At 59.3% G+C, this 23,058-nt stretch carries 21 protein-coding genes; 15 read left to right on the top strand and 6 right to left on the bottom strand.

Annotated elements, in window-relative coordinates; all coding sequences use genetic code 11:
• Nucleotides 1-481 precede the first annotated feature (481 nt).
• Both ACYHH6_RS09105 and hemP read right to left on the bottom strand, forming a co-directional pair.
• Entirely contained in the window at nucleotides 482-1,573 is a 1,092-nt protein-coding gene (locus ACYHH6_RS09105; protein ID WP_352592328.1) for a hemin-degrading factor, read from the bottom strand.
• 30 nt (nucleotides 1,574-1,603) lie between these two features.
• Nucleotides 1,604-1,744, bottom strand: a complete 141-nt coding sequence (hemP, locus tag ACYHH6_RS09100) for a hemin uptake protein HemP (RefSeq protein ID WP_023687345.1) — start codon at nucleotides 1,742-1,744, stop codon at nucleotides 1,604-1,606.
• A 500-nt stretch (nucleotides 1,745-2,244) separates the two neighbouring features.
• On the opposite strand from hemP, the gene ACYHH6_RS09095 reads away from it, so the two are divergent.
• From ACYHH6_RS09095 to ACYHH6_RS09025, 15 genes are all read left to right on the top strand, one after another.
• Entirely contained in the window at nucleotides 2,245-2,565 is a 321-nt protein-coding gene (locus tag ACYHH6_RS09095) for a HesB/IscA family protein (protein WP_023672207.1), read from the top strand.
• 442 nt (nucleotides 2,566-3,007) lie between these two features.
• Complete coding sequence (gene nifS / locus ACYHH6_RS09090; RefSeq protein ID WP_023685015.1) at nucleotides 3,008-4,174, top strand: cysteine desulfurase NifS; 1,167 nt, start codon at nucleotides 3,008-3,010, stop codon at nucleotides 4,172-4,174.
• Nucleotides 4,175-4,199: 25 nt separating this feature from the next.
• Nucleotides 4,200-5,408: a homocitrate synthase gene (gene nifV / locus ACYHH6_RS09085; protein ID WP_352592333.1), complete on the top strand. Its 1,209-nt coding sequence runs from the start codon at nucleotides 4,200-4,202 to the stop codon at nucleotides 5,406-5,408.
• Nucleotides 5,405-5,785: a nitrogenase stabilizing/protective protein NifW gene (nifW, locus tag ACYHH6_RS09080; RefSeq protein WP_023687348.1), complete on the top strand. Its 381-nt coding sequence runs from the start codon at nucleotides 5,405-5,407 to the stop codon at nucleotides 5,783-5,785. The genes nifV and nifW overlap by 4 nt, the downstream gene beginning before the upstream one ends.
• A gap of 183 nt (nucleotides 5,786-5,968) precedes the next feature.
• Nucleotides 5,969-6,820: an electron transfer flavoprotein subunit beta/FixA family protein gene (locus tag ACYHH6_RS09075; RefSeq protein WP_023672212.1), complete on the top strand. Its 852-nt coding sequence runs from the start codon at nucleotides 5,969-5,971 to the stop codon at nucleotides 6,818-6,820.
• Between the two features lie 17 nt (nucleotides 6,821-6,837).
• Nucleotides 6,838-7,947, top strand: coding sequence for an electron transfer flavoprotein subunit alpha/FixB family protein (locus ACYHH6_RS09070; RefSeq protein ID WP_023685019.1), 1,110 nt, complete (start codon nucleotides 6,838-6,840; stop codon nucleotides 7,945-7,947).
• A gap of 10 nt (nucleotides 7,948-7,957) precedes the next feature.
• The gene (locus tag ACYHH6_RS09065) at nucleotides 7,958-9,265 is read left to right on the top strand and encodes an FAD-binding protein (RefSeq protein WP_023712672.1); all 1,308 of its coding nucleotides are present in this window, start codon (nucleotides 7,958-7,960) and stop codon (nucleotides 9,263-9,265) included.
• A gap of 11 nt (nucleotides 9,266-9,276) precedes the next feature.
• Nucleotides 9,277-9,576, top strand: coding sequence for a ferredoxin family protein (locus tag ACYHH6_RS09060; RefSeq protein WP_023712673.1), 300 nt, complete (start codon nucleotides 9,277-9,279; stop codon nucleotides 9,574-9,576).
• A gap of 742 nt (nucleotides 9,577-10,318) precedes the next feature.
• Complete coding sequence (gene nifB, locus ACYHH6_RS09055; protein WP_352592338.1) at nucleotides 10,319-11,797, top strand: nitrogenase cofactor biosynthesis protein NifB; 1,479 nt, start codon at nucleotides 10,319-10,321, stop codon at nucleotides 11,795-11,797.
• 31 nt (nucleotides 11,798-11,828) lie between these two features.
• The gene (locus tag ACYHH6_RS09050) at nucleotides 11,829-12,023 is read left to right on the top strand and encodes a 4Fe-4S dicluster domain-containing protein (RefSeq protein WP_023672218.1); all 195 of its coding nucleotides are present in this window, start codon (nucleotides 11,829-11,831) and stop codon (nucleotides 12,021-12,023) included.
• Nucleotides 12,024-12,121: 98 nt separating this feature from the next.
• Complete coding sequence (locus ACYHH6_RS09045; protein ID WP_023687354.1) at nucleotides 12,122-12,442, top strand: nitrogen fixation protein NifZ; 321 nt, start codon at nucleotides 12,122-12,124, stop codon at nucleotides 12,440-12,442.
• Nucleotides 12,439-12,651 carry a putative nitrogen fixation protein NifT gene (gene nifT, locus ACYHH6_RS09040; protein WP_023807985.1) on the top strand — a complete coding sequence of 71 codons (213 nt, stop codon included), beginning with the start codon at nucleotides 12,439-12,441 and terminating at the stop codon, nucleotides 12,649-12,651. The genes ACYHH6_RS09045 and nifT overlap by 4 nt, the downstream gene beginning before the upstream one ends.
• 32 nt (nucleotides 12,652-12,683) lie before the next feature.
• Complete coding sequence (locus tag ACYHH6_RS09035; protein ID WP_352592342.1) at nucleotides 12,684-13,577, top strand: SIR2 family NAD-dependent protein deacylase; 894 nt, start codon at nucleotides 12,684-12,686, stop codon at nucleotides 13,575-13,577.
• An 85-nt stretch (nucleotides 13,578-13,662) separates the two neighbouring features.
• Entirely contained in the window at nucleotides 13,663-15,531 is a 1,869-nt protein-coding gene (locus ACYHH6_RS09030) for an ABC transporter ATP-binding protein (RefSeq protein ID WP_352592344.1), read from the top strand.
• Nucleotides 15,531-17,423 (top strand): ABC transporter ATP-binding protein, encoded by a 1,893-nt coding sequence (locus ACYHH6_RS09025; protein ID WP_023685024.1) that lies wholly within the window; start codon nucleotides 15,531-15,533, stop codon nucleotides 17,421-17,423. The genes ACYHH6_RS09030 and ACYHH6_RS09025 overlap by 1 nt, the downstream gene beginning before the upstream one ends.
• A 604-nt stretch (nucleotides 17,424-18,027) precedes the next feature.
• On the opposite strand, the gene ACYHH6_RS09020 is transcribed toward ACYHH6_RS09025, so the two are convergent.
• From ACYHH6_RS09020 to ACYHH6_RS09005, 4 genes are all read right to left on the bottom strand, one after another.
• Nucleotides 18,028-19,068 (bottom strand): LLM class flavin-dependent oxidoreductase, encoded by a 1,041-nt coding sequence (locus ACYHH6_RS09020; protein ID WP_031194208.1) that lies wholly within the window; start codon nucleotides 19,066-19,068, stop codon nucleotides 18,028-18,030.
• An 88-nt stretch (nucleotides 19,069-19,156) separates the two neighbouring features.
• Nucleotides 19,157-20,296 carry a histidinol-phosphate transaminase gene (gene hisC / locus ACYHH6_RS09015; protein WP_352592347.1) on the bottom strand — a complete coding sequence of 380 codons (1,140 nt, stop codon included), beginning with the start codon at nucleotides 20,294-20,296 and terminating at the stop codon, nucleotides 19,157-19,159.
• Nucleotides 20,297-20,530: 234 nt separating this feature from the next.
• On the bottom strand, nucleotides 20,531-20,905 hold the full coding sequence (locus tag ACYHH6_RS09010; protein ID WP_488376751.1) for a helix-turn-helix domain-containing protein: 375 nt from the start codon (nucleotides 20,903-20,905) through the stop codon (nucleotides 20,531-20,533).
• A gap of 1,264 nt (nucleotides 20,906-22,169) precedes the next feature.
• Nucleotides 22,170-22,964 carry an aminoglycoside O-phosphotransferase APH(3')-IIa gene (locus tag ACYHH6_RS09005; protein WP_000572405.1) on the bottom strand — a complete coding sequence of 265 codons (795 nt, stop codon included), beginning with the start codon at nucleotides 22,962-22,964 and terminating at the stop codon, nucleotides 22,170-22,172.
• Between the last annotated feature and the right edge of the window lie 94 nt (nucleotides 22,965-23,058).

Here is a 23,058-nt window from a genome sequence, read left to right as displayed (position 1 = left end):
CTTATGACAACGTCCGACAACCGACATCCGTGGTCGGTTTTGTCGAGCCCGCGACATCGGGCTGTTCGGCTTGGCTGTTGCTGCACAGCCTGCCGGTCGACGAGCGAGTAGATCGCTCGCACGGCCCGGATTGAGCAATGACGCGATCCAGCGCAAGGATCGGGTGCGGTCCGAGAAGACCCGACGGCGCTTGCGCGAGACGATCGGAAATATCAAAAAGGTCAAGCCGCGCTTCGGTTCGGCGCTGATGGCGTATGCGTTTTATCGCTCGCAGGCGCTGCAAGGCTTTTCCGGCAGACGGCGATGCACTCGTGCGCACCGGTGCCGACCGGCGACCAGCTTGACTGTATAGATGCGGTCCATTCCGGCGTGCATCACCTGACCATGCGCATGCGCTACGACGGCATCCTTTCCGCTCATGGACCTAGATTTGCTCGCGAGCCGCTGTCGGAACGTGGTGCTGAGTCCTATCGCGGCCAATTCAATCCGAGGACCTGTCGGTAGTCAACACACCCCTGGAGGTCGGACCGGGAACGCGTGGCAGACTCTCGGCCAGAAACCGCCAGTCGCTGCCCTCGCGTTCGCCTTCCTTGCGCGTGCCGAAGAACTGGATGATCATCTTGCCGTCCGCGCCATAGGCTTCAATGGACGTAACGTGACCATCCCTCGTCGGCTTGCGCACGGCCCAGACCTCGCGGATGCGATGGGTCCTAAGATGCAGATGGAAGGTCTCTTCGAGCACATTGATCCGCGGCCCGATCTGCTTGACCGACCTGATCGGGCCGGAATGGATCTGAATGCAACCACGATTGCCGACAAAGCACATGATCGGCATCTCGTCTTCGGCCGCCTGTTGGAACAGGGCGCCAATGGCATCATTGTCGAGTAGCCAGGCGTCATCCTCGTCGGCCATACGCATCGCCTGGCAGCGGCTGAGCTTCAGTGTCTTCAACATATGGTAGAACTGATGCACGTCGCTTAGCCGGCCCCAGTGCTCGCGTAGGTCGTCGACCGTGGTGGCGTGGTCTGGACTCACTGCGTTATCGCGCGCCCCGCTCGCCTCGAGCGATATGATCGGCTCCTGGTCGGGGGATACAAGCTCTGCCGTCAGATCCTGATAGGCCTGCAGGTTCGAGGCGGGCGTGAGATGAGCTTTGTGCATCGCCTCGCCGGTGGCATCAAAGAATTGCAGGCTGCGGCGGATCTCGGCCCCCTCGCGCTTCTCGACGGCGAAGCCATACGCCCAGGCTTTCGGGAAGATGCGCAGGTCGATCTCGTCGCCGAGCAGTATGGCATGCTGGTTGCCGGTGACCACTTTGCCGTAGACGCCAATCTTTTGGTGCACGGCACTTTCGTTGCTGGTGACCGCCATCACCTCGCCGACCGCTTCGAGGCCGGTCAGCAGATCATCGACGCGCGGCTCGATGCGCACCGCGCCGTGACCACAATGCGCCGCGACCAACTCGGCTTCCGAAATGCCCAATCGAGCGGCGAGATCATGCTCCCGGATCTTCGGATTGTCTTTGCACGCCCGCCGGATTTCGTCGGGCGACGGTTTCTCGCGTTGGTCCATGCTTACCCCTGTTTCTACGACGTGTGAGGATCATCTGCCCTGCCCGGGAACCTTCAGCCGATAAGGCGCGCCGAAATGCTCGATCCTGATCTGCTGCTGGCCCATGAACAAGGTGTCGCTGGACAGCGTGCGCACGGCGTCGCACCAATGCGAAAACCGGCGAGCAGCCACATGCCGATGGCATCCCATCGAGCCGGTCGGCGGCTACTGGGCGGTGGTGAGCCAGTATGGATGTTGTCGCAATCGGCCAAGCGGGCATTCGGATGCCACGAGCGGCGCTGCTTTGCCAACAACGCGTATCTGACCACGGTCCTGACATGTTACTCCCTTGCTTCGCCCCATCCATCGCGATGGCACCCACGGCATGGTTGTGGATCGGCATGCTCTTGCCGTCTCGCCAAACGGAGCTTCAAAAACCGTGCCAATTGCGCCGAGGCAAGCTCAGAAGAAGTTCTGTCCTTGGTGATGTGAGTTCACCCAAGAACTCAGGCCAACATCCCTCGTGCCGGACCCGACAAACCCGACAGCACGTGTCGATTGGCCGACACCTTATCAGCAATCAAGAGGCACCAGTGCGAGAGATGCCGCGCTGTGTTGAAACGTTTTTTGGCTTTGGCACGGTGCATGCAACGTGATGGGCAAGCAGGTCGCGGACTGAGGAGAATGGAGCCATGATTACGCTCACCGACAACGCTGTTGCCGCCTTCAAGACTGCTCTTTGCCGTGCCAGCGAGCCGGCGGAAGGCTTTCGCATTATGGTCGAGGCCGGCGGCTGCGCAGGCTTCAAATACTTAATGGGCCTGGAGAGCGTGTCGCGCGAGGGCGACGCGATCACTGACACAGATGGGGTCAAGCTGTTCGTGGACGCGGGCTCCCAACCCCATGTAGCCGGCATGACCGTCGACTTCCTCACCGGGCTCCAATCTTCCGGTTTTGTCTTCGATAACCCCAATGCGCGCGAAAAGTGCGGCTGCGGCAAGTCCTTCAGTTAAACGCCCGAAGCGTCTGTGCGGCCGACAGAGTGATTTTGCGGCAGAGGAGACTTATATGGCCGGCACAACAGATGTCCCCGTCCTAAAAAACAAGACAAGGTCAAAGCCGATCTCGGGACCGCCATTCGCTCCCAGTAGGATTCAAAGAACGTCGCCTCCCGAAGCAGCTCGGTTCCTGGTGGCACCCGAGCTGCTTGCGGACAAATCGCGCCGCTGCGCCAAATTCGGCTCATCGGTAGCGTTATCGCGTTCGGGCGTCCTTACCTGCGGGCTGACCTACGGCCACTGCGAACATGTCCATATCGACGGAGATCCGGTTTACGTCAAACACTCCGGGCGCCTTCGCGCGCTGCCAGTTCAAATGATCATCAACGGCATGCGCCAGAGGCTCAACGAGTCGGTCTAGCGCTCGCGTCATTCTGTTTAACTGAGGATCGCACCTATGAAGCCTGTCTACCTCGACAACAACGCAACCACACGGGTCGATCCTGAGGTCGTGCAAGCGATGTTGCCGTTCTTTAGGGATCAATTCGGCAACCCTTCGTCGGCACACGCTCTTGGCGCCTCAGTCAGTGCGGCGGTGAGAAAGGCGCGGAGGCAGTTGCAAGCTCTGATCGGCGCGGAGTTCGAGGATGAGATCACTTTCACCTCGGGTGGGACAGAAAGCGACAATGCAGCGCTTCTTTCAGCGCTCGAGGCGGCGCCCAACCGAACCGAGATCGTGACGTCCGCGGTCGAGCATCCCGCCGTGCTGACGCTCTGCGCGCATCTTGAGAAGACCCGCCGCCTCAAGGTGCACAGGATCCCGGTGGATTGCCGTGGTCGGCTCGATCTCGACGCCTATATGGCCGCCCTCACCCCACAGGTTGCAATCGTGTCAATAATGTGGGCGAACAACGAGACTGGTGTGATCTTCCCCGTGGCAAGGCTTTCCGAGTTGGCCAAGGAAGTGGGCGCCCTATTCCATACCGATGCTGTGCAGGCGGTCGGCAAGCTTCCGATGGACCTGAAGTCGACCGCAATCGACATGCTGTCGCTCTCCGGCCACAAGCTGCACGGGCCGAAAGGGATCGGTGCGCTTTTCGTAAAACGTGGCGTCGATTTCCATTCGCTGATCAAGGGGGGTCACCAAGAGCACAACCGGCGTGCTGGAACCGAGAATACGCCCGGCATAGCCGGGCTCGGCACGGCGGCCGAACTCGCCTTGAAATTCATGGACGACGAGACCACACGGGTAAAGTCGCTCCGCGATCGCCTGGAGGGCGGGATCCTCCAGCGCATCCCAAGCACCTGTGTCACTGGTGATCCCTTGCAACGGTTGCCCAACACCGCAAACATCTCCTTCGAACATGTCGAAAGTGATGGAATTCCACTTCTCCTCAGCCGCATTGGCATCGCGTGTTCCTCTGGCTCGGCCTGCACCTCCGGCTCTCTGGAACCAAGCCATGTCCTAAGCGCGATGAAAACGCCACACGCGGCAGTCCGCTTCTCCTTGGCGCGGGACAACAGCGAAGAGGACATCGACCGGGTGCTCGAGGTCATGCCGGGAATCGTGGGGAAGCTGCGCAGCTTTTCCGGTTCTGGGCCGGGTAGTCCGGTCTATGCGTGAGCCGCAGAAGAACAGGCTGCCTGTCATGACCGGTCATGTCTCCCTCAACGATACGACCTTGCGCGATGGCGAGCAGGCGCCGGGCGTCGCCTTCACCACGACGGAAAAGCTGGAGATCGCTGAGTCTCTTGCGGCGGCTGGCGTGACAGAGATCGAGATCGGCACGCCGGTCATGGGCGTCGACGAGATGGAAACAATTAGCGCCGTGGTAGCGCGGCGTCTTCCGGTTCGGCTCATGGCCTGGTGCCGGATGACGTCGTTGGATCTCGATGCAGCGATCGAGAGCGGCGTCCAAGCGGTCAATTTGTCGCTGCCTGCGTCGGACATCCAACTTGCCGCCAAGCTCGGCCTCGACAAGGCGGGAGCGCTCCAGGTCATCGATCATATGGTCAGGCGCGCCGCCGATGCCGGCTTCTTCGTCGCGGTGGGCTGCGAGGATGCCTCGCGGGCCAATCGGGATCATCTCGCCCGCGTCATCGAGACGGCCGCACGCGCCGGCGCAAGCCGCGTGAGGCTGGCCGACACAGTCGGTGTTCTCGACCCGTTTTCGACCTTCGAACTTGTCGCCCAGCTCGTGGTGCAGTCTCCAATCGACCTTGAATTTCATGCGCACAACGATCTCGGACTTGCTGGCGCCAACACGCTGGCGGCGATCCGCGCAGGCGCGCGCCATGCCTCCGTCACCGTCCTGGGGCTCGGCGAGCGTGCGGGCAATGCCGCGCTGGAGGAGGTGGCCGCCGCAATGGCAGTCTTCGACGGCGCAGACACCGGCATTGAGCTGACCGCATTGCCCGGCCTCGCCGCCCAGGTGGCTTGGGCCGCCCGCCGGCAGACCGCAGCCACTAAGCCGGTCGTCGGCGCCGATGTTTTCACCCACGAATCCGGCATTCACGTCGCAGGGCTGCTGAAGGACTCGCGTACTTATCAGGGGCTCGATCCGACTCTCGTGGGCCGCTGCCGGCGGATCGTCATCGGCAAGCATTCCGGCGCCACTGCGATTGCCCATGTGCTGAGCGAAAGCGGTCGCGATCTCGACCCGGATCTGGCAGCCGCGATGGTGGCCCGCGTCCGACGCGAGGCGGCCGAGACCAAATCGACCGTCACTGCAACTCGACTGGTCGAGCTCTACGATGGAATGTGCAGCGAGCCATCCCTCATCGAGCTGTGCGGGTCCAAGTCAGCCGTGCGCGAGCGCACAGAGGCCACAGTTTTGCGACCAGGAAGAATGCAATGAATTGTTCCGCTGACAGCCGCCCCATGGATGTCACCGACATCCTCGCACGACTGAAGCGCTTGTCGGCTGCAGAGGAATTCTTCTCAGTCCTAGGCGTCGCCTATGACCCGAAGGTACTGAATGTCTCGCGGCTCCATATCATGAAGCGTGTGGGCCAATACCTCGCCGAAGAAGATTTCTCCGGTCTGCCCGACCAGGTGATTGCCGCGAGGGTGCGCGCGACGCTCGAACGAGCTTACGAGGACTTTGCGATTTCCTCGCCGCTCACGCATCGGATTTTCAAGGTGCTCAAGGACCACGATCCGAACAAACCTGCCGCGCCGGGTCACACCTTTGTTCCGTTCGACTCGGTACTGAAGCGGTTCGGACGGGAATGATCGGCGACAAGGGTGCGACGCGACAATGTCGAGCAGCCGCCAAATGCGGTCATCACCACAGCGCCGTCAGAAGCAACCAGCCGAAGTTGTAGGAAAGGGGAGCGCAAGAGACTTGGCACGAATAATGCGGACAAAGGAGAAACCGCAATGCCGGACCCGGACAGGAGCCTAGAGAAACCGCCAATGCACATCGTAATCTGCATCAAGCAGGTGCCGGACTCGGCACAGATAAGGGTCCATCCGGTCACGAACACGATCATGCGCCAGGGTGTTCCGACCATCATCAACCCTTACGACCTGTTCGCCCTCGAAGAAGCGCTCAGACTGCGCGACGCACATGGCGGCGAAGTCACTGTGCTCACCATGGGTCCGCCCATGGCAGAGGACGCGCTGCGCAAGGCGCTCGGTTACGGCGCCGACCGAGCGGTGCTCTTGACCGACCGCTATTTTGCCGGCTCCGACACGCTGGCAACCTCGTTCGCCCTTTCCCAGGCAATCGCGAAGATTGGCGAGACGTTCGGCACGCCAGACCTCGTCTTCACCGGCAAGCAGACGATCGATGGCGACACCGCCCAGGTCGGGCCCGGCATCGCCAAGCGCCTCGGACTCCTGCAACTGACCTATGTCGCGAAGATCCCTTCTGTCGACCTTGCTGCACGCGAGATCAAGGTCGAGCGCCGTTCCGAAGGCGGCACACAGATGCTGAAGAGCAGGCTCCCTTGCCTCATCACCATGCTGGAAGGCACAAACGAGATCCGCCGGGGCTCGATCCAGGACGCCTTGTGCGCCGCGCGCAGCCAGGTCTTGAAATGGAGCGCGGCCGACGCCGGCATTGAGGATCTCACCAAATGCGGCCTGCGCGGTTCACCGACGGTCGTCAAACGTGTTTTCGCCCCTCCTGCTCGAGCTGAAAAGGCGGCACAAATCGACACCGCCGAGAAGGCCTTGCGCGATGTCGCTGACGAACTCATCACCGCAATCTTCACCCGCCAGCCGGCGCTGGAACATGAGCTCGCCTTTAACGGCGGCGCGTGACGGCAAGGAGCAAAACGATGTCGACCGCGAACGGAGAAACCCCTCGCCCTGCCGCCGGCCGCGCCGGCATAAAGAAGGAATTGCCCGCCCATTTCAAGGACTATCGGCACGTTTGGGTTTTCATCGAGCTCGAACGTGGCGAGGTCCATCCGGTATCATTCGAACTGCTCGGCGAAGGCCGCAACTTAGCAGACAAGCTTCAGGTCCAGCTTGCAGGCGTCGTGCTTGGACCGCCGGGAGAGGCCGTCGGGAACGCCGTTGCCGAAGCATTCGCGTATGGCGCTGACCTTGTCTACATCGCCGAGGCGCCCCTGCTCGCCGACTATCGGAATGAACCTTTCACCAAGGCGCTGACGGATCTGGTCGATACCCACAAACCCGAAATCCTTCTTCTCGGTGCCACCACACTGGGCAGGGATCTTGCCGGCTCCGTGGCGACGACCTTGCAGACGGGGCTCACGGCCGACTGCACCGAACTCGATGTGGATACCGACAGTTCGCTCGCCGCCACGCGTCCGACTTTCGGCGGTTCCTTGTTGTGCACGATCTATACGCTCAATTTCCGCCCGCAGATGGCGACCGTGCGGCCGAGGGTCATGCCCATGCCGCAGCGGACGGATAAACCGGTCGGGCGTGTCATCCGGCACAAGCTTTCGCTTGCAGAGGACGAGATCGCTACCAAAGTCCTCGGCTTCCTGCCGGACAATCAGTCGGCGAAGGCAAACCTTGCCTATGCCGACGTCGTGGTTGCGGGAGGCCTTGGTCTTGGCGCGGCGGAGAACCTGCAGCTTGTGAAGAACCTCGCACGAGCAATCGGCGCCGAGCACGGCTGTTCGCGTCCGTTGGTCCAGAAGAGCTGGATGCCAGCTGATCGGCAGATCGGCCAAACTGGCAAGACGATCCGGCCGAAGCTTTACATAGCGGCCGGGATTTCCGGCGCCGTCCAGCATCGGGTTGGCGTGGAGGGGGCGGATCTCATCGTGGCCATCAACACCGACCCGAACGCGCCGATTTTCGATTTCGCTCACCTCGGAATCGTCACCGACGCGATCCGCTTCCTGCCCGCACTGACGGAAGCCTTCACCCGGCGGCTGTCGCCCCACAGTCGCGATAAGCTTTCGAGCTAAGGGGATGGACATGATCGAGGAAAACTTCGACGCCATTGTTGTTGGGGCAGGCATGTCCGGAAACGCAGCTGCTTACACCATGGCCAGCCATGGTCTGAAGGTGCTGCAGTTGGAGCGGGGTGAATATCCGGGCTCCAAGAATGTCCAGGGTGCCATCATGTACGCGAACATGCTGGAGAAGATCATCCCGGATTTCCGGGATGATGCGCCTCTCGAGCGGCATTTGGTTGAACAGCGGCTTTGGGTGATGGACGACACATCCCATACAGGGATTCACTATAGGTCGGACGACTTCAATGAGGCGAAGCCCAACCGGTACACGATCATCCGTGCCCAGTTCGATAAATGGTTTTCGCGTAAGGTGCGCGCGGCCGGCGCGACCGTTCTGTGCGAGACGACCGTGACGGAACTCATCCGTGATGCCAATGACAGGGTGATCGGCGTCCGCACAGACCGGGCGGGCGGAGCCATCTACGCGGACGTGGTCGTTCTCGCAGAAGGTGTCTGCGGACTGCTTGGCACTCGAGCCGGCCTGCGCGAGATGCCAAAGCCGCAAACCGTGGCCCTCGCCGTCAAGGAAATGCATTTCTTGCCCGAAGAGGTCATTGAGCAGCGGTTCGGCGTAAAGGGCGATGAGGGCTGCGTGATCGAGGCGGTGGGCACGACCTCCCGCAGCATGGCCGGGCTCGGCTTCCTCTATACCAACAAGGAGTCCATCTCACTGGGCATTGGCTGCCTCGTCTCCGATTTTGCCGCGATGGTCGAGAGCCCCTACGTTCTCCTTGATGCCTTGAAGAGCCATCCTTCGATCCGGCCGCTGATCGCCGGCTCGGAAGTGAAAGAATATTCCGCACACCTCATTCCCGAAGGCGGCTACAAGGCTATTCCGCAGCTCTTTGGCGATGGTTGGGTCGTGGTCGGCGATGCCGCGCAACTGAACAACGCCATTCACCGCGAGGGTTCGAACCTCGCCATGACCTCCGGCCGCATTGCGGCTGAGGCAATCGTCGAGGTCAAGAGCCGCAACGGTCCGATGAACAAACGGAATCTCGCCCTTTACAAAGCCATGCTGGACAAGTCCTTCGTGGTCAAGGACCTGAGGAAATACAAAGACATGCCGGCCTTGCTCCACACCAATTCATGCAATTATTTCACGACTTATCCGCGGTTGATGTCGCAAGCTGCGCAGAACTTCATGCGTGTCGACGGCACGCCGAAGATCGAGAAGGAAAAGGCGACCACGGCGGCCTTCATCAAGGCGCGCTCGCGCTGGGGGCTGGTCAGCGACGCGGTCCGCCTTGCATTGGCGTGGCGCTGAGGGGAGACGAAATGAGCAGCGCAGCGACGAAGTCACGTGTCGAGGACAAGCTTTACCAGAACCGCTACTTGGTGGATTCCGGCCGCCCGCACATCAAAGTGCGACCGCACCAGAAGCCGAGTGCGAATTTGCTCGCGCTGACCCACGTCTGCCCGGCGAAATGTTATGAGTTGAACGACAAGGGTCAAGTGGAGATCACTGCCGACGGCTGCATGGAGTGCGGCACCTGCCGTATTTTGTGCGGGACGACTGGTGAGATCGAGTGGAACTATCCACGCGGCGGTTTCGGAATCCTCTTTAAATTCGGATGACCGGCGCACGCATGCCCTAAGCAGATACCGCGCTCAGGGACTCTACGATATGTGAAGGTGCTGACCGCGCCAAGCGAGTTGGAGATTACGCTCGCCATACGCTGGGCAATTGTCGTGAACGTCCTGCCCACGTTTCTGCAGACGGGTAATTGAGCGATCGTCGTCCTGGACGCTGAAGGAGAGCCGGAGATTGCCGCCACTGCCGGCAATACCCACGCACCTCAATCAGGCACTCGCCGCCTCATATCACAGGCCGTAACAGATCAAGCGAATTGCGGCTGCCGGCCAGTCGCATCGGCGCCTCCGCAGCAAGGTATCTCCTCTTACGGCCGCATCCGAACCATGCCGCTTGTCGCCCGCATCTGACGGCACGCAACCGGCTGATCGACGCGATTGACTAGGCCGGTTGGGTTCTTCCAGGGCGGCTCGTATCCTCGGCCTCACGCCATGGCAAATCGGCTACGCCCTGGGCCGGCATGGTATCAAGGTGAAGAAATTCCAGACGTCGCGATGACGTCAAGCGTAAGCAGCCCGGAGTGGTCTCGCTCACACTCTGCGCGCCCGAGGCTGCTAGCCTCGCGACCCTATTTGCTTGTCCACTGTCGTAAGCCCGACAAAGGTGTGTCGGAGCAATCCGAAGGAATCTGACACGAGAAGCCTATTCGTGAAACCGAAACAGCTCTTTGAGCTGGCATAGCTCTTGCGCATTGAACTGCGACATCACGCAGCAACGGAGCCGTTCATGTCTGCACCGGCAATTTCGCTTGAGAGCCTCAGCACGACATTCGGTGACCAGTTGCTTGGCACCATGAAACTCGGGGGCTGCGCGTCTTCGTCCTGCGGCTCGTCGACAAAGCCCGACGACACGGATCCGGCTGTCTGGGAGAAGATCAAGGATCACCCCTGCTTTTCAGAAGAGGCGCATCACTATTTCGCGCGTATGCACGTCGCGGTCGCGCCGGGCTGCAACATCCAGTGCAACTACTGCAATCGCAAATATGACTGCGCCAACGAAAGCCGGCCTGGGGTAGCCTCTGAAAAGCTGACGCCCGATCAGGCGCTACGCAAGGTGATCGCGGTCGCCAACGAGGTGCCGCAGCTTTCCGTGCTCGGCATCGCCGGACCGGGCGACGCCTGCTACGACTGGAAGAAGACGAAGGCGACCTTCGCCAGGGTCGCCAGGGAAATCCCAGACATCAAGTTTTGCATATCCACGAATGGGCTGGCGCTGCCCGACCATGTCGATGAGCTTGCTGACATGAATGTCGATCACGTGACGATCACGATCAACATGGTCGACCCTGAGGTCGGCGCAAAGATCTATCCTTGGATCTTTCACGATCATCGCCGCTACATCGGCATTGAAGCCACCCGGATCCTGCACCAGCGGCAGATGTTGGGCCTGGAGATGCTGACCGCGCGGGGCATCCTCACCAAAATCAACTCGGTGGTGATCCCGGGCGTGAATGATGAGCATCTGATCGAGGTGAATAGATGGATTAAGGAGCGAGGCGCGTTCCTGCACAACCTTATGCCGCTGATTTCGGACCCGGCCCACGGCACGCACTACGGTCTGAGCGGGCAGCGCGGCCCAAACGCCATGGAGATGAAGGCTCTTCAGGATCGTGTCGAAGGTGGCGCCCAGTTAATGCGGCACTGCCGGCAGTGCCGGGCAGATGCCGTGGGCCTGCTCGGAGAAGATCGTGGCCAAGAATTCACAGTCGACCGGATTCCCGGCGAGGTCACCTACGATGCCAGCAAACGCAAGGCCTATCGGGAGCTGGTCGCGGAGGAGCGCCGTGATCACGTCGAGGCTAGGAGAGAAGCGATCGGATTGGTCAAGGCAGTGAGCTCCGGCAAGTCCCTCCTCTTCGCGGTGGCGACCAAGGGCGGCGGCCGCGTCAATGAGCATTTCGGCCATGCGAAGGAATTCCAGGTTTATCAAGCCTCGCTGAAAGGGATCAGCTTCGTCGGGCATCGGAAGGTGGACAAGTATTGCCTTGGCGGCTGGGGCGCAGAAGCCGCCCTCGATGGCGTCATCGCAGCGCTTCAAGGCATAGATATCGTGCTGTGCGCCAAGATTGGAAATTGCCCGCAGGATCAGCTCGCGGAGGCTGGAATCAGAGCCACCGACGCCTGTGCCCATGACTATATCGAGACAGCAATCAGCGCGATTTACATCGCCGCATCTGGGACCCCCACACTCGCGGCGACGGCCTGAGCTGTCTCATTCATTCGGACCAGGAGTTAAAATGGCTTTCAAGATCATCGCATCCCAATGCACCCAATGCGGCGCCTGCGAATTCGAATGTCCTTCCGGCGCGATCAAGTTCAAAGGCGAGAGCTACGTGATCGAGTCACAGAAGTGTACCGAATGCGAGGGGGTCTTCGATGCGCAGCAATGTGCCTCGGTATGTCCGGTGCCGAAGACCTGCGTTCCTGCGTAACGGACATTGGACTGCCGACATGGTTGGGGGCTGCCTACGCAGGACGCATGGAACGCCTTGTTCGCAATCTCAGCCGCAAGAGAAATCAGGGAACGGACATGTCGCTCGGACGCGAAGAGGAGATCGAAATCCGCAGGCCTCCACGATTCATGCCGGGAGAGCGGGTACGTGCCACTCGCCACATAAAGAATGACGGCACCTATCCTGGCAGGGAGATCGGCGAAAATCTCGTGCGGAAGGGGGACGAGGGATATGTGCGCGACATTGGCACCTTTCTCCAGCAGTTCTTCATCTATGCGGTCGAGTGGATCGACCGTGGCACCGTCGTCGGTATGCGAGCGCGTGAACTGATGAGCCTCGACAAGGCCGAGGCGCCCTGCAGTGCTGAAAGCAATACCAACGAAGGGACGGCCAGATGAAAGTCATGATCCGCAGGACCGATGCTGGTTTGTCGGCGTATGTCCCCAAAAAGGACCTCGAAGAGCCGATCATCAAACTCGAGAAGGAAGAGTTGTGGGGCGGAACGGTCACGCTCAGGAACGGGTGGCGGCTCCTCCTACCCGATCTCCCACGTGATACGCGTCTGCCGATCACCGTCGAGGCAAGGAAGATTTCCGAAGAGGGCTGATGCTGCCCCTAGGTGCGTCGCGAGGAAACGAGATGAACATGATCCTGACATCGGGCCACCTCGTCATCGTGCGGGACAGTTTTGCTGAAAAGCTGCTTGACCTGGCGAAGGAAGCGCTCGCCGCCGATGAGGTGATCCCCTATCTCGGTCCGGGTCTTCTTGAGTTGAACTGTGTGGAACCGCCTGTGCCGCATACCCCGGAAGTTGTTGCCGCGGCACTCAATGCACGGGCTCCAGCCCCTTCCAGGATCCGCACCAATATGTGGTCGGTTGCACAGTTCATCGAACAGCGCCGGCATCGCCGGACGCTTCAAGCTTGGATGACCGACATATTCGCAGCGCCGGTGGGGCCGACCCCCTTCCACGCCTGGCTCGCAAGGCTGCCACTCTCCCTCATCATCGACAGCTGGTATGACAGCGCGATGCGCACGGCTCTGGTAGAGACCGGCCGAACGGACGTCGTTGAGATACAAGGCGTCACGCGCGCGAATGAAATCGGCAACATTTGGACGAAAACCTACGATTTGTCCGGGAGGGAGCTCGACCCCCGATTGGGGGCCAAGACGGTTCTCTATTCACCTCACGGGAGTATTACGCCCGCGCAAAACTTTCTCGTCGCAGATTCCGACTACGTCGAAGTCCTGTCCGAAATTGATATCCAGACACCGATCCCAGACGCTGTGAAGGAACGGCGCATCACCCGTGGATTTTTCTTCGTTGGCTGCCGCTTCAACGATCAGATGCTGCGCACCTACGCCAGACAGATCATGAAGCGCTCCCGCGGTCCCTATTGCACCGTAATGGACGCGGAAACCCTGACCAGAAACGAAGCGCGTTTTCTTGCGGCAAGCGGAATCACGGTGATCGACATGCCACTAAGTCAAGCGGCGGCTCGGCTTGTGGGAACGGGCACGGCTGCAGGTTGAGGACGGGATTAACAATGGCGGATCCCTTTGATGATGTCTGCTTCGGCTTTCCTCGAAGGCGCAAAATGCAGTCGGGAATACACCCGTGAACAGTGAAGCTGTCAGCGGCGCAACGAACGCACTGAATTCGTTGGCCCATGTTGAAGCGGCGCGCTGGGGCCGGGATTTGAGTACGCTGTTGCGCATCACGCGTATGAATCTGCGCCATCCGTGGCAGGTTGCCCTCGCTATGGGCTCGACGATCATGGCGGCAATCCTCCAGTTGCTCATTCCCCAGCTTCTCGGCCGGGCTGTCGACCAGACCCAGACAGCTATCGGGGGCGGTGTCGCGGGGGTTGCGGCAGGACAAGCGCTCTGGGCCCCGGCTCTCCTGCTGCTCGCCGTCAGCGCGCTACGCGGCGTTTTCACGATGGCGCAGAACTATTTTGCCGAAGCCGTCGGGCATCATGTCGCGTACGAATTGCGGCTCGCCTACTACGACAAGATCCAGCGTCTCAGCTTTTCCTTTCACGACCGGGTCCATTCAGGCGATCTGATAACCGCCGGAATGCTCGATCTCGAAGGCGTGCGAATGTATTTTTCCACCGGGCTCATGCGGGTGCTCCTGCTGACGATGCTGATCGGGATTGGCGCTTACATGATGATCTCGACCGATCCGATGCTCGGCTTGGCCGCGCTCAGCTTCGTGCCTTTTGTCGCTTGGCGCTCATCGACCACACAGCTTAGGCTGCGCGCCACCTGGCTCGACCTCTATGAGCGCCTTTCGGTACTAAGCCGCGTGATGAAGGAAAATCTCGCAGGTATCCGTGTGGTCCGCGCTTTTGCGGCTCAATCCTATGAGATGCTGAAGTTCGACGGCGCTTCCAAGAACGCGCTCGACCTCGCCAACGATCTCGTTGACATCTACGTACCCAACACGTCGGCGATGACCTTGTCCTACTTTTTCGCAATGGGATTGGTGCTTGGGATCGGTGGCAACAAGCTCGTCGCTGGCGAGATCAGCGTCGGAACCATGGCGACCTTCCTGACCTTCATGACCATGCTGCAAATGCCAGTCCGCCAGATCGGTCTCATGGTCAATGCGTTTGCCCGCGCTTCTAGCTGCGGTTCGCGGCTTTTCGGTCTCCTCGATCAGGAGATCACCGTCAGGGATGCTCTCGAGGCCAGACCGCTTGAGATAAGTGACGGCACTCTGCGCTTCCACAATGTCTCATTTGCCTACCCCAACGCCGAAAACCGCGCCATTCTGAAGAACCTCAGCTTTGAGGCCCGGAGAGGCGAGACGATCGCTATCGTCGGTCCGCCGGGTTCCGGCAAATCGACGATGGCTCATCTGGTCCCCCGCTTTTACGACGTGACCGGTGGCGCCATCACGTTGGACGGCCAGGACATACGCAATGTCACCCTCGAGAGCCTTCGCAAGGCGGTCGCGGTTGTACAGCAGGATGCGTTCCTATTCACCACAACGATCGAGAACAACATCGCTTATGGCGATCCCTGGGCGAAGAGACAGCGAATTGAACGCGCTGGAGAATTCGCCCAGCTCCACGACTACATCCTCGGGCTCCCGGCAGGGTATGAGACGGTCGTGGGCGAACGCGGCGTTTCTCTCTCTGGCGGCCAGCGCCAGCGTCTCACGATTGCTCGCACCATGATGCTGCGCCCCTCCGTCATCATTTTCGACGACTCGATGGCCGCGATCGATGCCGGCACCGAGCTGCGCATTCGCGCGGCGATGCGGCGCTTCGCAAAGGATCGGGTGACGATCATCATCGCGCACCGGCTGAGTGCGCTTAAGCATGCCGATCAAATCCTTTTTGTCGATAAAGGCGAAATCGTAGAACGCGGCACGCATGAAGAGCTTCTGGCGAAGCGGGGACGCTACAGGGCCCTTTACGATCTCCAGACGCGCCCGGGTGATAGCATTATTAGCCAGGATGGGGGCGCCCGCTGATGGACCAGGGCCGCGGCGAACTCGAAGCCGAACGTGACGACGGGAGACGCCCTCCGCGCGCGGTCGTCGGCTCGCACCGGATCGAGGAGGAGATGTTCGGCCGGGCTTTCGACAAGAGCATCCTCCGTCGCATCTGGGGCTTCGTCCATCCCTACCGGGCAAAGGTAGTTGTCACGATTGTCGCGATGCTGATCTTCACCGGGACGCAGCTTCTCATCCCCTTGATCATCCGCTACGCGATCGACCTCGGCATGAACCCGGCAAGGCCCGATCGCTCAGCCCAGCTTGCGGCCGTCGGCGCGTTCCTTTCGGCGATTTTGGTCAATTTCGCCGCCGGCTACATGCAGGAAGCCTTGGATGGGAAAATGGCCGAAACTGTCCTGTTCGACATCCGCCGCGCCATGTTTGGCCATCTGCAAAAGGTTTCGCTCTCTTTCATGGACAAGACCGAGGTCGGACGCCTGATGTCGCGCCTGCAAGGCGACGTTAACTCCATACAGGAGTTCCTGGAAACCTCGGTATATTCCCTAGGGGATGTTGCGCTTCTCTTCGGCATCGTTTTCGTAATGCTGTGGCTCGACTTTCGCCTCGGCCTCCTGACGCTATCGGTTCTGCCGATCCTGGTGATCGTCCGCATTGTCTGGTTGCCGCGTGCCCGCGACGCCTTCATGGCTGCACACGAAACCAATTCCGTCGTCAATGGCGCGCTGGCCGAAGCCATTCACGGCGTGCGGACCATACAGTCAATGGACCGCCAGCAGGTGAATTTCAGTCTTTTTGACGATCGGGCCCATGCCAACCTCAGGACCCACCTGATCGCTGCCAGATATGCACTGGTCATGGTGCCCATCGTCGATGGCATCACCGGCCTCGCCTTGGCCGCCGTTATTGTGGTCGGCGGCTCGATGGTCATGAATAGCCGTATAGATGTGGGCGTGTTGGTAGCCTACCTATTTTACATCCAGCGCTTCTTTGACCCGATCCGCTCACTCACCCTGCAATATTCGGTCATGCAGCGCGCCATGGCCTCAGGCAAGCGCCTGACCGATGTGCTCGACGTCAAGATCGATGTTAAGGACAAACCCAATGCCGAGGTGCTTTCGCCCGAAATGGACGGCTCGGTCGAGTTTAGGGACGTCACCTTCGGCTACGATCCGAACCGTTCGGTTCTGAAAAATGTCTCGTTCAAGGTCAATCCGGGCGAGACGGTCGCACTAGTCGGACCGAGCGGTTCTGGCAAATCGAGTGCGATGGCCCTGGTCCACCGCTTCTATGATGTTCAGCAGGGTCAGGTGCTGGTCGGCGGACATGATGTACGCGACCTCACCCAGGAATCGCTCGGCCGCCAGGTCGCCATGGTGCTGCAGGAGCCATTCCTGTTCACCGGGACGGTCTTCGAGAACATTCGATACCAGAAGACGGAAGCCACGCGCGACAAGGTGATCGAGGCGGCCAAGGCTGTCGGCGCGCATGACTTCGTCATGAGCCTCGCCGACGGGTATGAGACCCAACTTGGCGAACGCGGCGACAACTTATCTCTCGGCCAGCGCCAGCTTATCAGTTTCGCCCGCGCCCTCGTCGCTGACGCCAAGATCCTCGTGCTCGACGAAGCTACCGCCAACATCGACAGCTACACGGAATTGCAGATTCAGAAGGCTCTGATCAAGCTGCTTGAAGGGCGGACTGGCCTCGTCATCGCCCACCGTCTCGCCACGGTCCGGGGGGCCGACCGCATCATCGTGCTTCAGAATGGCCAAGTTATTGCGACTGGCAACCACGATGAGCTAATAGCCATGGGCGGCCTGTATTCCAAACTCTACTATCTCAACTACGCCTCCTTCGACGACCTTCCCGAACACGATACCACCGTCCAAGCTGGCTCTCAGACCTGACATCTTGGCGGCCTTGTGGTAGTGGCGTTGACTTTCGGGCGTGTCGGCAGACCACTCAGGCCACCGCATCCGGCCAGCAGCCAGCATTCAAGAACGAGCACTCCTCGCAATTCGTGAAGACCGGCTGCGAACGATTTCCTCCAGCATCGTATCCGACCGCGGTGCACCACCATCATCGGGCGAGCTCGCTGGAGGTGTTGGCTGGGCGTCGCAAAGCCGCTCGCGAGCGCGCCCTCAATAGCGCCGTAGCGAGTGACGGCTTTGCCACCGACGGGCCGCTGATGAAGCTGGATTAGTGGGCGCCGCACCGACGCCGCCCCGGGCGAGAAGAACCTCCTGCGGCTGGCTATGGGCAACGACTAGCGCCAGGGCGACGAGCAGACGCGTGCCGGCATCGTGACGCGCTCGGCTACCCTCTCCTTAGGATCGTGCATGTTCACACGATGGCCCAGACGCCAGCCAACGCACAAAGCTGGTATTCTGTGCCGCCTGCTCGTCGTCAGTTTGGCCTCCTCTCGATTGCCCGCCCCACCACGTGCACGCTCGATCACGTGAGTGTGAGAGCGCTGCAAAACGATTTAACCTCAGACCGCGAATTTCATGGTCAGCCAAGTCGAGCCATGATTTCGGACTGAATCGTCCTCGCGGTGTAAAGGGAAGCATCTAGCGGCAGATTTCCAAATGCCATTTGACAAAGCAGGTAGTTGGCACCTGCCTCTTCCAACTGATCTAGCAGAGCTTTTCGCACAGACTCTGCTGATCCTACCACGCACAATTCACTCTCGACTGCCGCATCGAAGGTCAGCGGCAAGTTTGGTGGAGTGGGGATAGCGTTAAGCTCGTAAAGGAATTGGAAGCTCTTGAGCCAGCGTGCGTAAGCAGGTGCCGCGAGCGAATAGGCATGTGTGTCACAACGCCCAATCACGACCATGCGGAGCAATCCGACAAATCTCCCTTGATCCCCCCCGCCTGCGTTGTCCTCTCGATAGGCGCGGAACGCATCAGTAGTTTTGCGAACAGAAGAGGAAGGTCCTACACACGCGATATTTGTTCCATTCGCAGCGGCCCAAGCTGTGGACTCGGGTCGATTGGCAGCGACCCATGTGGGCGGATGTGGACGCTGATGAGGTCTTAGCGTCAAAGGAACGTCATTGAGATCAAAATGGCGGCCTTGATAGCATAGCGTGCCGACCTCCCTGGAATTAACAAGTATTTGCATAAGAATTTCGCTGGCTTCGGCATAACGGCCCGGCACCGCGTCCGCACCAATCCCGAAGTAGCCCAATTCGGTCGGGAGAGCACCGCGCCCTATGCCCAGTTCGAGCCTGCCACCGCTCAACTGGTCCAGCATACAGATCTCTTCGAACGCACGCAGCGGATGATAAAGCGCAAGCAGCATCACCAAGGGTCCGAGACGCAAGCGCCGGGTGCGCTGGGCGACGCTCGATAAGAACAGATTCGGCGATGGACCTCTCCCATGGGGAGTACAGTGGTGTTCTGCGAGGTGATAGGCATAGAACCCTAGCTGATCGCACGCCTCTGCTAATATCAGGCGATCTTCGTACTGCCGGCCTATATCGCGGCCATCCTCATCCAAATGATCGAAGATGCCGAAAGCCAGGTTTGAAGGAAAGACGTTTGTCACTCTTTAAGTCCCCGATTTTAAAAGCAGGCTGTTTTCTTGCTGGGATCACCCGCAAGTCGGAAGAGATGTGTGTGATCGCCGATTAGCGTCAGCGTAACGAAGAAGCAGAGCCTGACGCTTCCCTGCCCTTGGAGCTTGGCACCGTTAAGCTTCCAGCAATGTCGCCAGCGGCAGCAAGAAATTCATCCATCTGCTCTTTTGTGCCGATGCTGACGCGGATACAGTGTTCCAAGCCTTTGTCCGGAAAAAACGCGACAAGTATCTTTTGCCTCTCCAATGCTGCTTGCCACCATGAGCCGTCCTGTCCCGCGGGCACACGGGCCAGCAAGAAATTTGCGCGGGAGGGTGTTACGGAAAATCCGAGTTGCGATAGTGCAACTGTCACTCGCTCTCGTTCATCCTTGATGTGCTTGTGGTTGTCTGCGTAGGCGCCGCGATGCGCAAGCACGCTGATACCAACGGCATGCCCGATCACGTTCATGTTGAAGACGTTCTGGATGTTTCGCAGCCTTCCAATAATTTCAGGGTGACCGAAACCGAAACCAACGCGAATGCCGGCGGCGGCATAGCTTTTCGAGAATGACCTCAAGATCAGAAGGTTCGAATACCGGTTGATGAGGCGCAGTCCGTGATCGGGTGCAAAGTCGACGTATGCCTCATCAAGGACAATCAAGCGGTCCGATTGTGCTACGAGGCGTTCGATATCGCTGATCGGGAGGAATGTTCCGGTCGGATTGTTTGGATTGGCCAACATAATAAACTTGGCGTCTTTTGCCGGACCGGAAAGCAATTGCTCCATTGGCAGGGAATGAGCTTGACATCCGATTTCGAGGAACTCAGCGCCCTGAAGCATGGCAAGTTTGCGGTTGAACGAAAACCCTGGCGACATCATCGCAACCTTGTCGCCGGGTGCGAGGAAAGCTCTGTAGATCAGTCCGAGCAGTTCAGACGACCCGTTGCCAGCGATGACCTGATCCCTGGAAACGCCATAGGTGCTGGACGCTGCTTCCCTCAATCTGAAGTTATCGTCATCCGGATATAGATACTGGCGCTTGAGGGCCGCCACTGCACTTTGCATTATGATTGGCGGCAACGGAAACGGGTTCTCATTCGTATTCAGCTTGATAAAATTTGCGTCCGGCGCTGGTCCGTTGGACGGCAGAGCATCCAACTGTCGTGTCACTTGCGAAAGAGCCGAAAGCACAGTTTGCAGTTTTGCATCGGACATATTTAACTCCGTTTCAGTCACACAGGGGCATCCGTATGAGCTCGCAACGAGAGCAACATGGCGGACGGGATTGACGATGGCAGGGTTGCCTTTCACACAATGGTCGCAGCGCCGGCTGACATGGGAATTCAGCCAGGCTGTCCTCGGTCGAATCGAGTTGACGCGCACGCGGATCTGCATCGCTGCGCGGCGCCAAGGCGCTAAGCGGCTCAGCTCATGCCCAGGGTCATGCTTTCAAAGACGCTTGATCTCGACGCCGTATTTCCTCAGCACGTAGCCAATCTGTCGCGGGGTCAGCCCAAGCAAGCGCGCTGCCTTTGCCTGCACCCAGCCACATCTTTCCATGGCAGCAATGACGCGCTCTATATCGGGCGTCCTCGCGCCAATTGGGTGGGTTGCGCCGGCAAGCGGGTTAGTCGCGGCCGAACTGGCGGCCTCGTCCGGGGGCGTGGCCAAATTCGCTGACTCCGGCAGGATCGGCGGTGGTTGCAGCGCGGCCTTGCCCGATCTGCACTTCCACAGCGCCTCGGCAAAGCATTGGCCTTGGGAGCAGGCAAAGTCGTTTCTCCCGATTGACAGTCCCTCGGCCAGGATCGCTGTCCGGTGCACGCAATTTTCAAGCTCGCGAATTCTAGACAATTCGCACGATATACAGGATTTTGCCAAAGGGTTCGTGTAGACTTTCCTTGGTGTATCCAACGGCGTCAGCCGGGCAGGATAGGTGAAGTAGGCCCACCCGCGAGCGGGTGTTCCTTCTTCACTGTCCCTTATTCGCACCTGGCGGTGCTCAACGGGAATCCTGCTCTGCGAGGCTGGCCGGCTACCGCCGGCGTAACAGATGAGGGCAAGCGGATGGAAGCTCTAGTCTGATTAAGCATTGGTAACTGTCAGACCAAGTTTACTCATATATACTTTAGATTGATTTAAAACTTCATTTTTAATTTAAAAGGATCTAGGTGAAGATCCTTTTTGATAATCTCATGACCAAAATCCCTTAACGTGAGTTTTCGTTCCACTGAGCGTCAGACCCCTTAATAAGATGATCTTCTTGAGATCGTTTTGGTCTGCGCGTAATCTCTTGCTCTGAAAACGAAAAAACCGCCTTGCAGGGCGGTTTTTCGAAGGTTCTCTGAGCTACCAACTCTTTGAACCGAGGTAACTGGCTTGGAGGAGCGCAGTCACCAAAACTTGTCCTTTCAGTTTAGCCTTAACCGGCGCATGACTTCAAGACTAACTCCTCTAAATCAATTACCAGTGGCTGCTGCCAGTGGTGCTTTTGCATGTCTTTCCGGGTTGGACTCAAGACGATAGTTACCGGATAAGGCGCAGCGGTCGGACTGAACGGGGGGTTCGTGCATACAGTCCAGCTTGGAGCGAACTGCCTACCCGGAACTGAGTGTCAGGCGTGGAATGAGACAAACGCGGCCATAACAGCGGAATGACACCGGTAAACCGAAAGGCAGGAACAGGAGAGCGCACGAGGGAGCCGCCAGGGGGAAACGCCTGGTATCTTTATAGTCCTGTCGGGTTTCGCCACCACTGATTTGAGCGTCAGATTTCGTGATGCTTGTCAGGGGGGCGGAGCCTATGGAAAAACGGCTTTGCCGCGGCCCTCTCACTTCCCTGTTAAGTATCTTCCTGGCATCTTCCAGGAAATCTCCGCCCCGTTCGTAAGCCATTTCCGCTCGCCGCAGTCGAACGACCGAGCGTAGCGAGTCAGTGAGCGAGGAAGCGGAATATATCCTGTATCACATATTCTGCTGACGCACCGGTGCAGCCTTTTTTCTCCTGCCACATGAAGCACTTCACTGACACCCTCATCAGTGCCAACATAGTAAGCCAGTATACACTCCGCTAGCGCTGAGGTACCGGGTCAGAAGAACTCGTCAAGAAGGCGATAGAAGGCGATGCGCTGCGAATCGGGAGCGGCGATACCGTAAAGCACGAGGAAGCGGTCAGCCCATTCGCCGCCAAGCTCTTCAGCAATATCACGGGTAGCCAACGCTATGTCCTGATAGCGGTCCGCCACACCCAGCCGGCCACAGTCGATGAATCCAGAAAAGCGGCCATTTTCCACCATGATATTCGGCAAGCAGGCATCGCCATGGGTCACGACGAGATCCTCGCCGTCGGGCATGCGCGCCTTGAGCCTGGCGAACAGTTCGGCTGGCGCGAGCCCCTGATGCTCTTCGTCCAGATCATCCTGATCGACAAGACCGGCTTCCATCCGAGTACGTGCTCGCTCGATGCGATGTTTCGCTTGGTGGTCGAATGGGCAGGTAGCCGGATCAAGCGTATGCAGCCGCCGCATTGCATCAGCCATGATGGATACTTTCTCGGCAGGAGCAAGGTGAGATGACAGGAGATCCTGCCCCGGCACTTCGCCCAATAGCAGCCAGTCCCTTCCCGCTTCAGTGACAACGTCGAGCACAGCTGCGCAAGGAACGCCCGTCGTGGCCAGCCACGATAGCCGCGCTGCCTCGTCCTGCAGTTCATTCAGGGCACCGGACAGGTCGGTCTTGACAAAAAGAACCGGGCGCCCCTGCGCTGACAGCCGGAACACGGCGGCATCAGAGCAGCCGATTGTCTGTTGTGCCCAGTCATAGCCGAATAGCCTCTCCACCCAAGCGGCCGGAGAACCTGCGTGCAATCCATCTTGTTCAATCATGCGAAACGATCCTCATCCTGTCTCTTGATCAGATCTTGATCCCCTGCGCCATCAGATCCTTGGCGGCAAGAAAGCCATCCAGTTTACTTTGCAG

Source organism: Mesorhizobium sp. P171375, from assembly GCF_057786075.1.
This window is presented reverse-complemented; position numbering and strand designations above follow the sequence as displayed.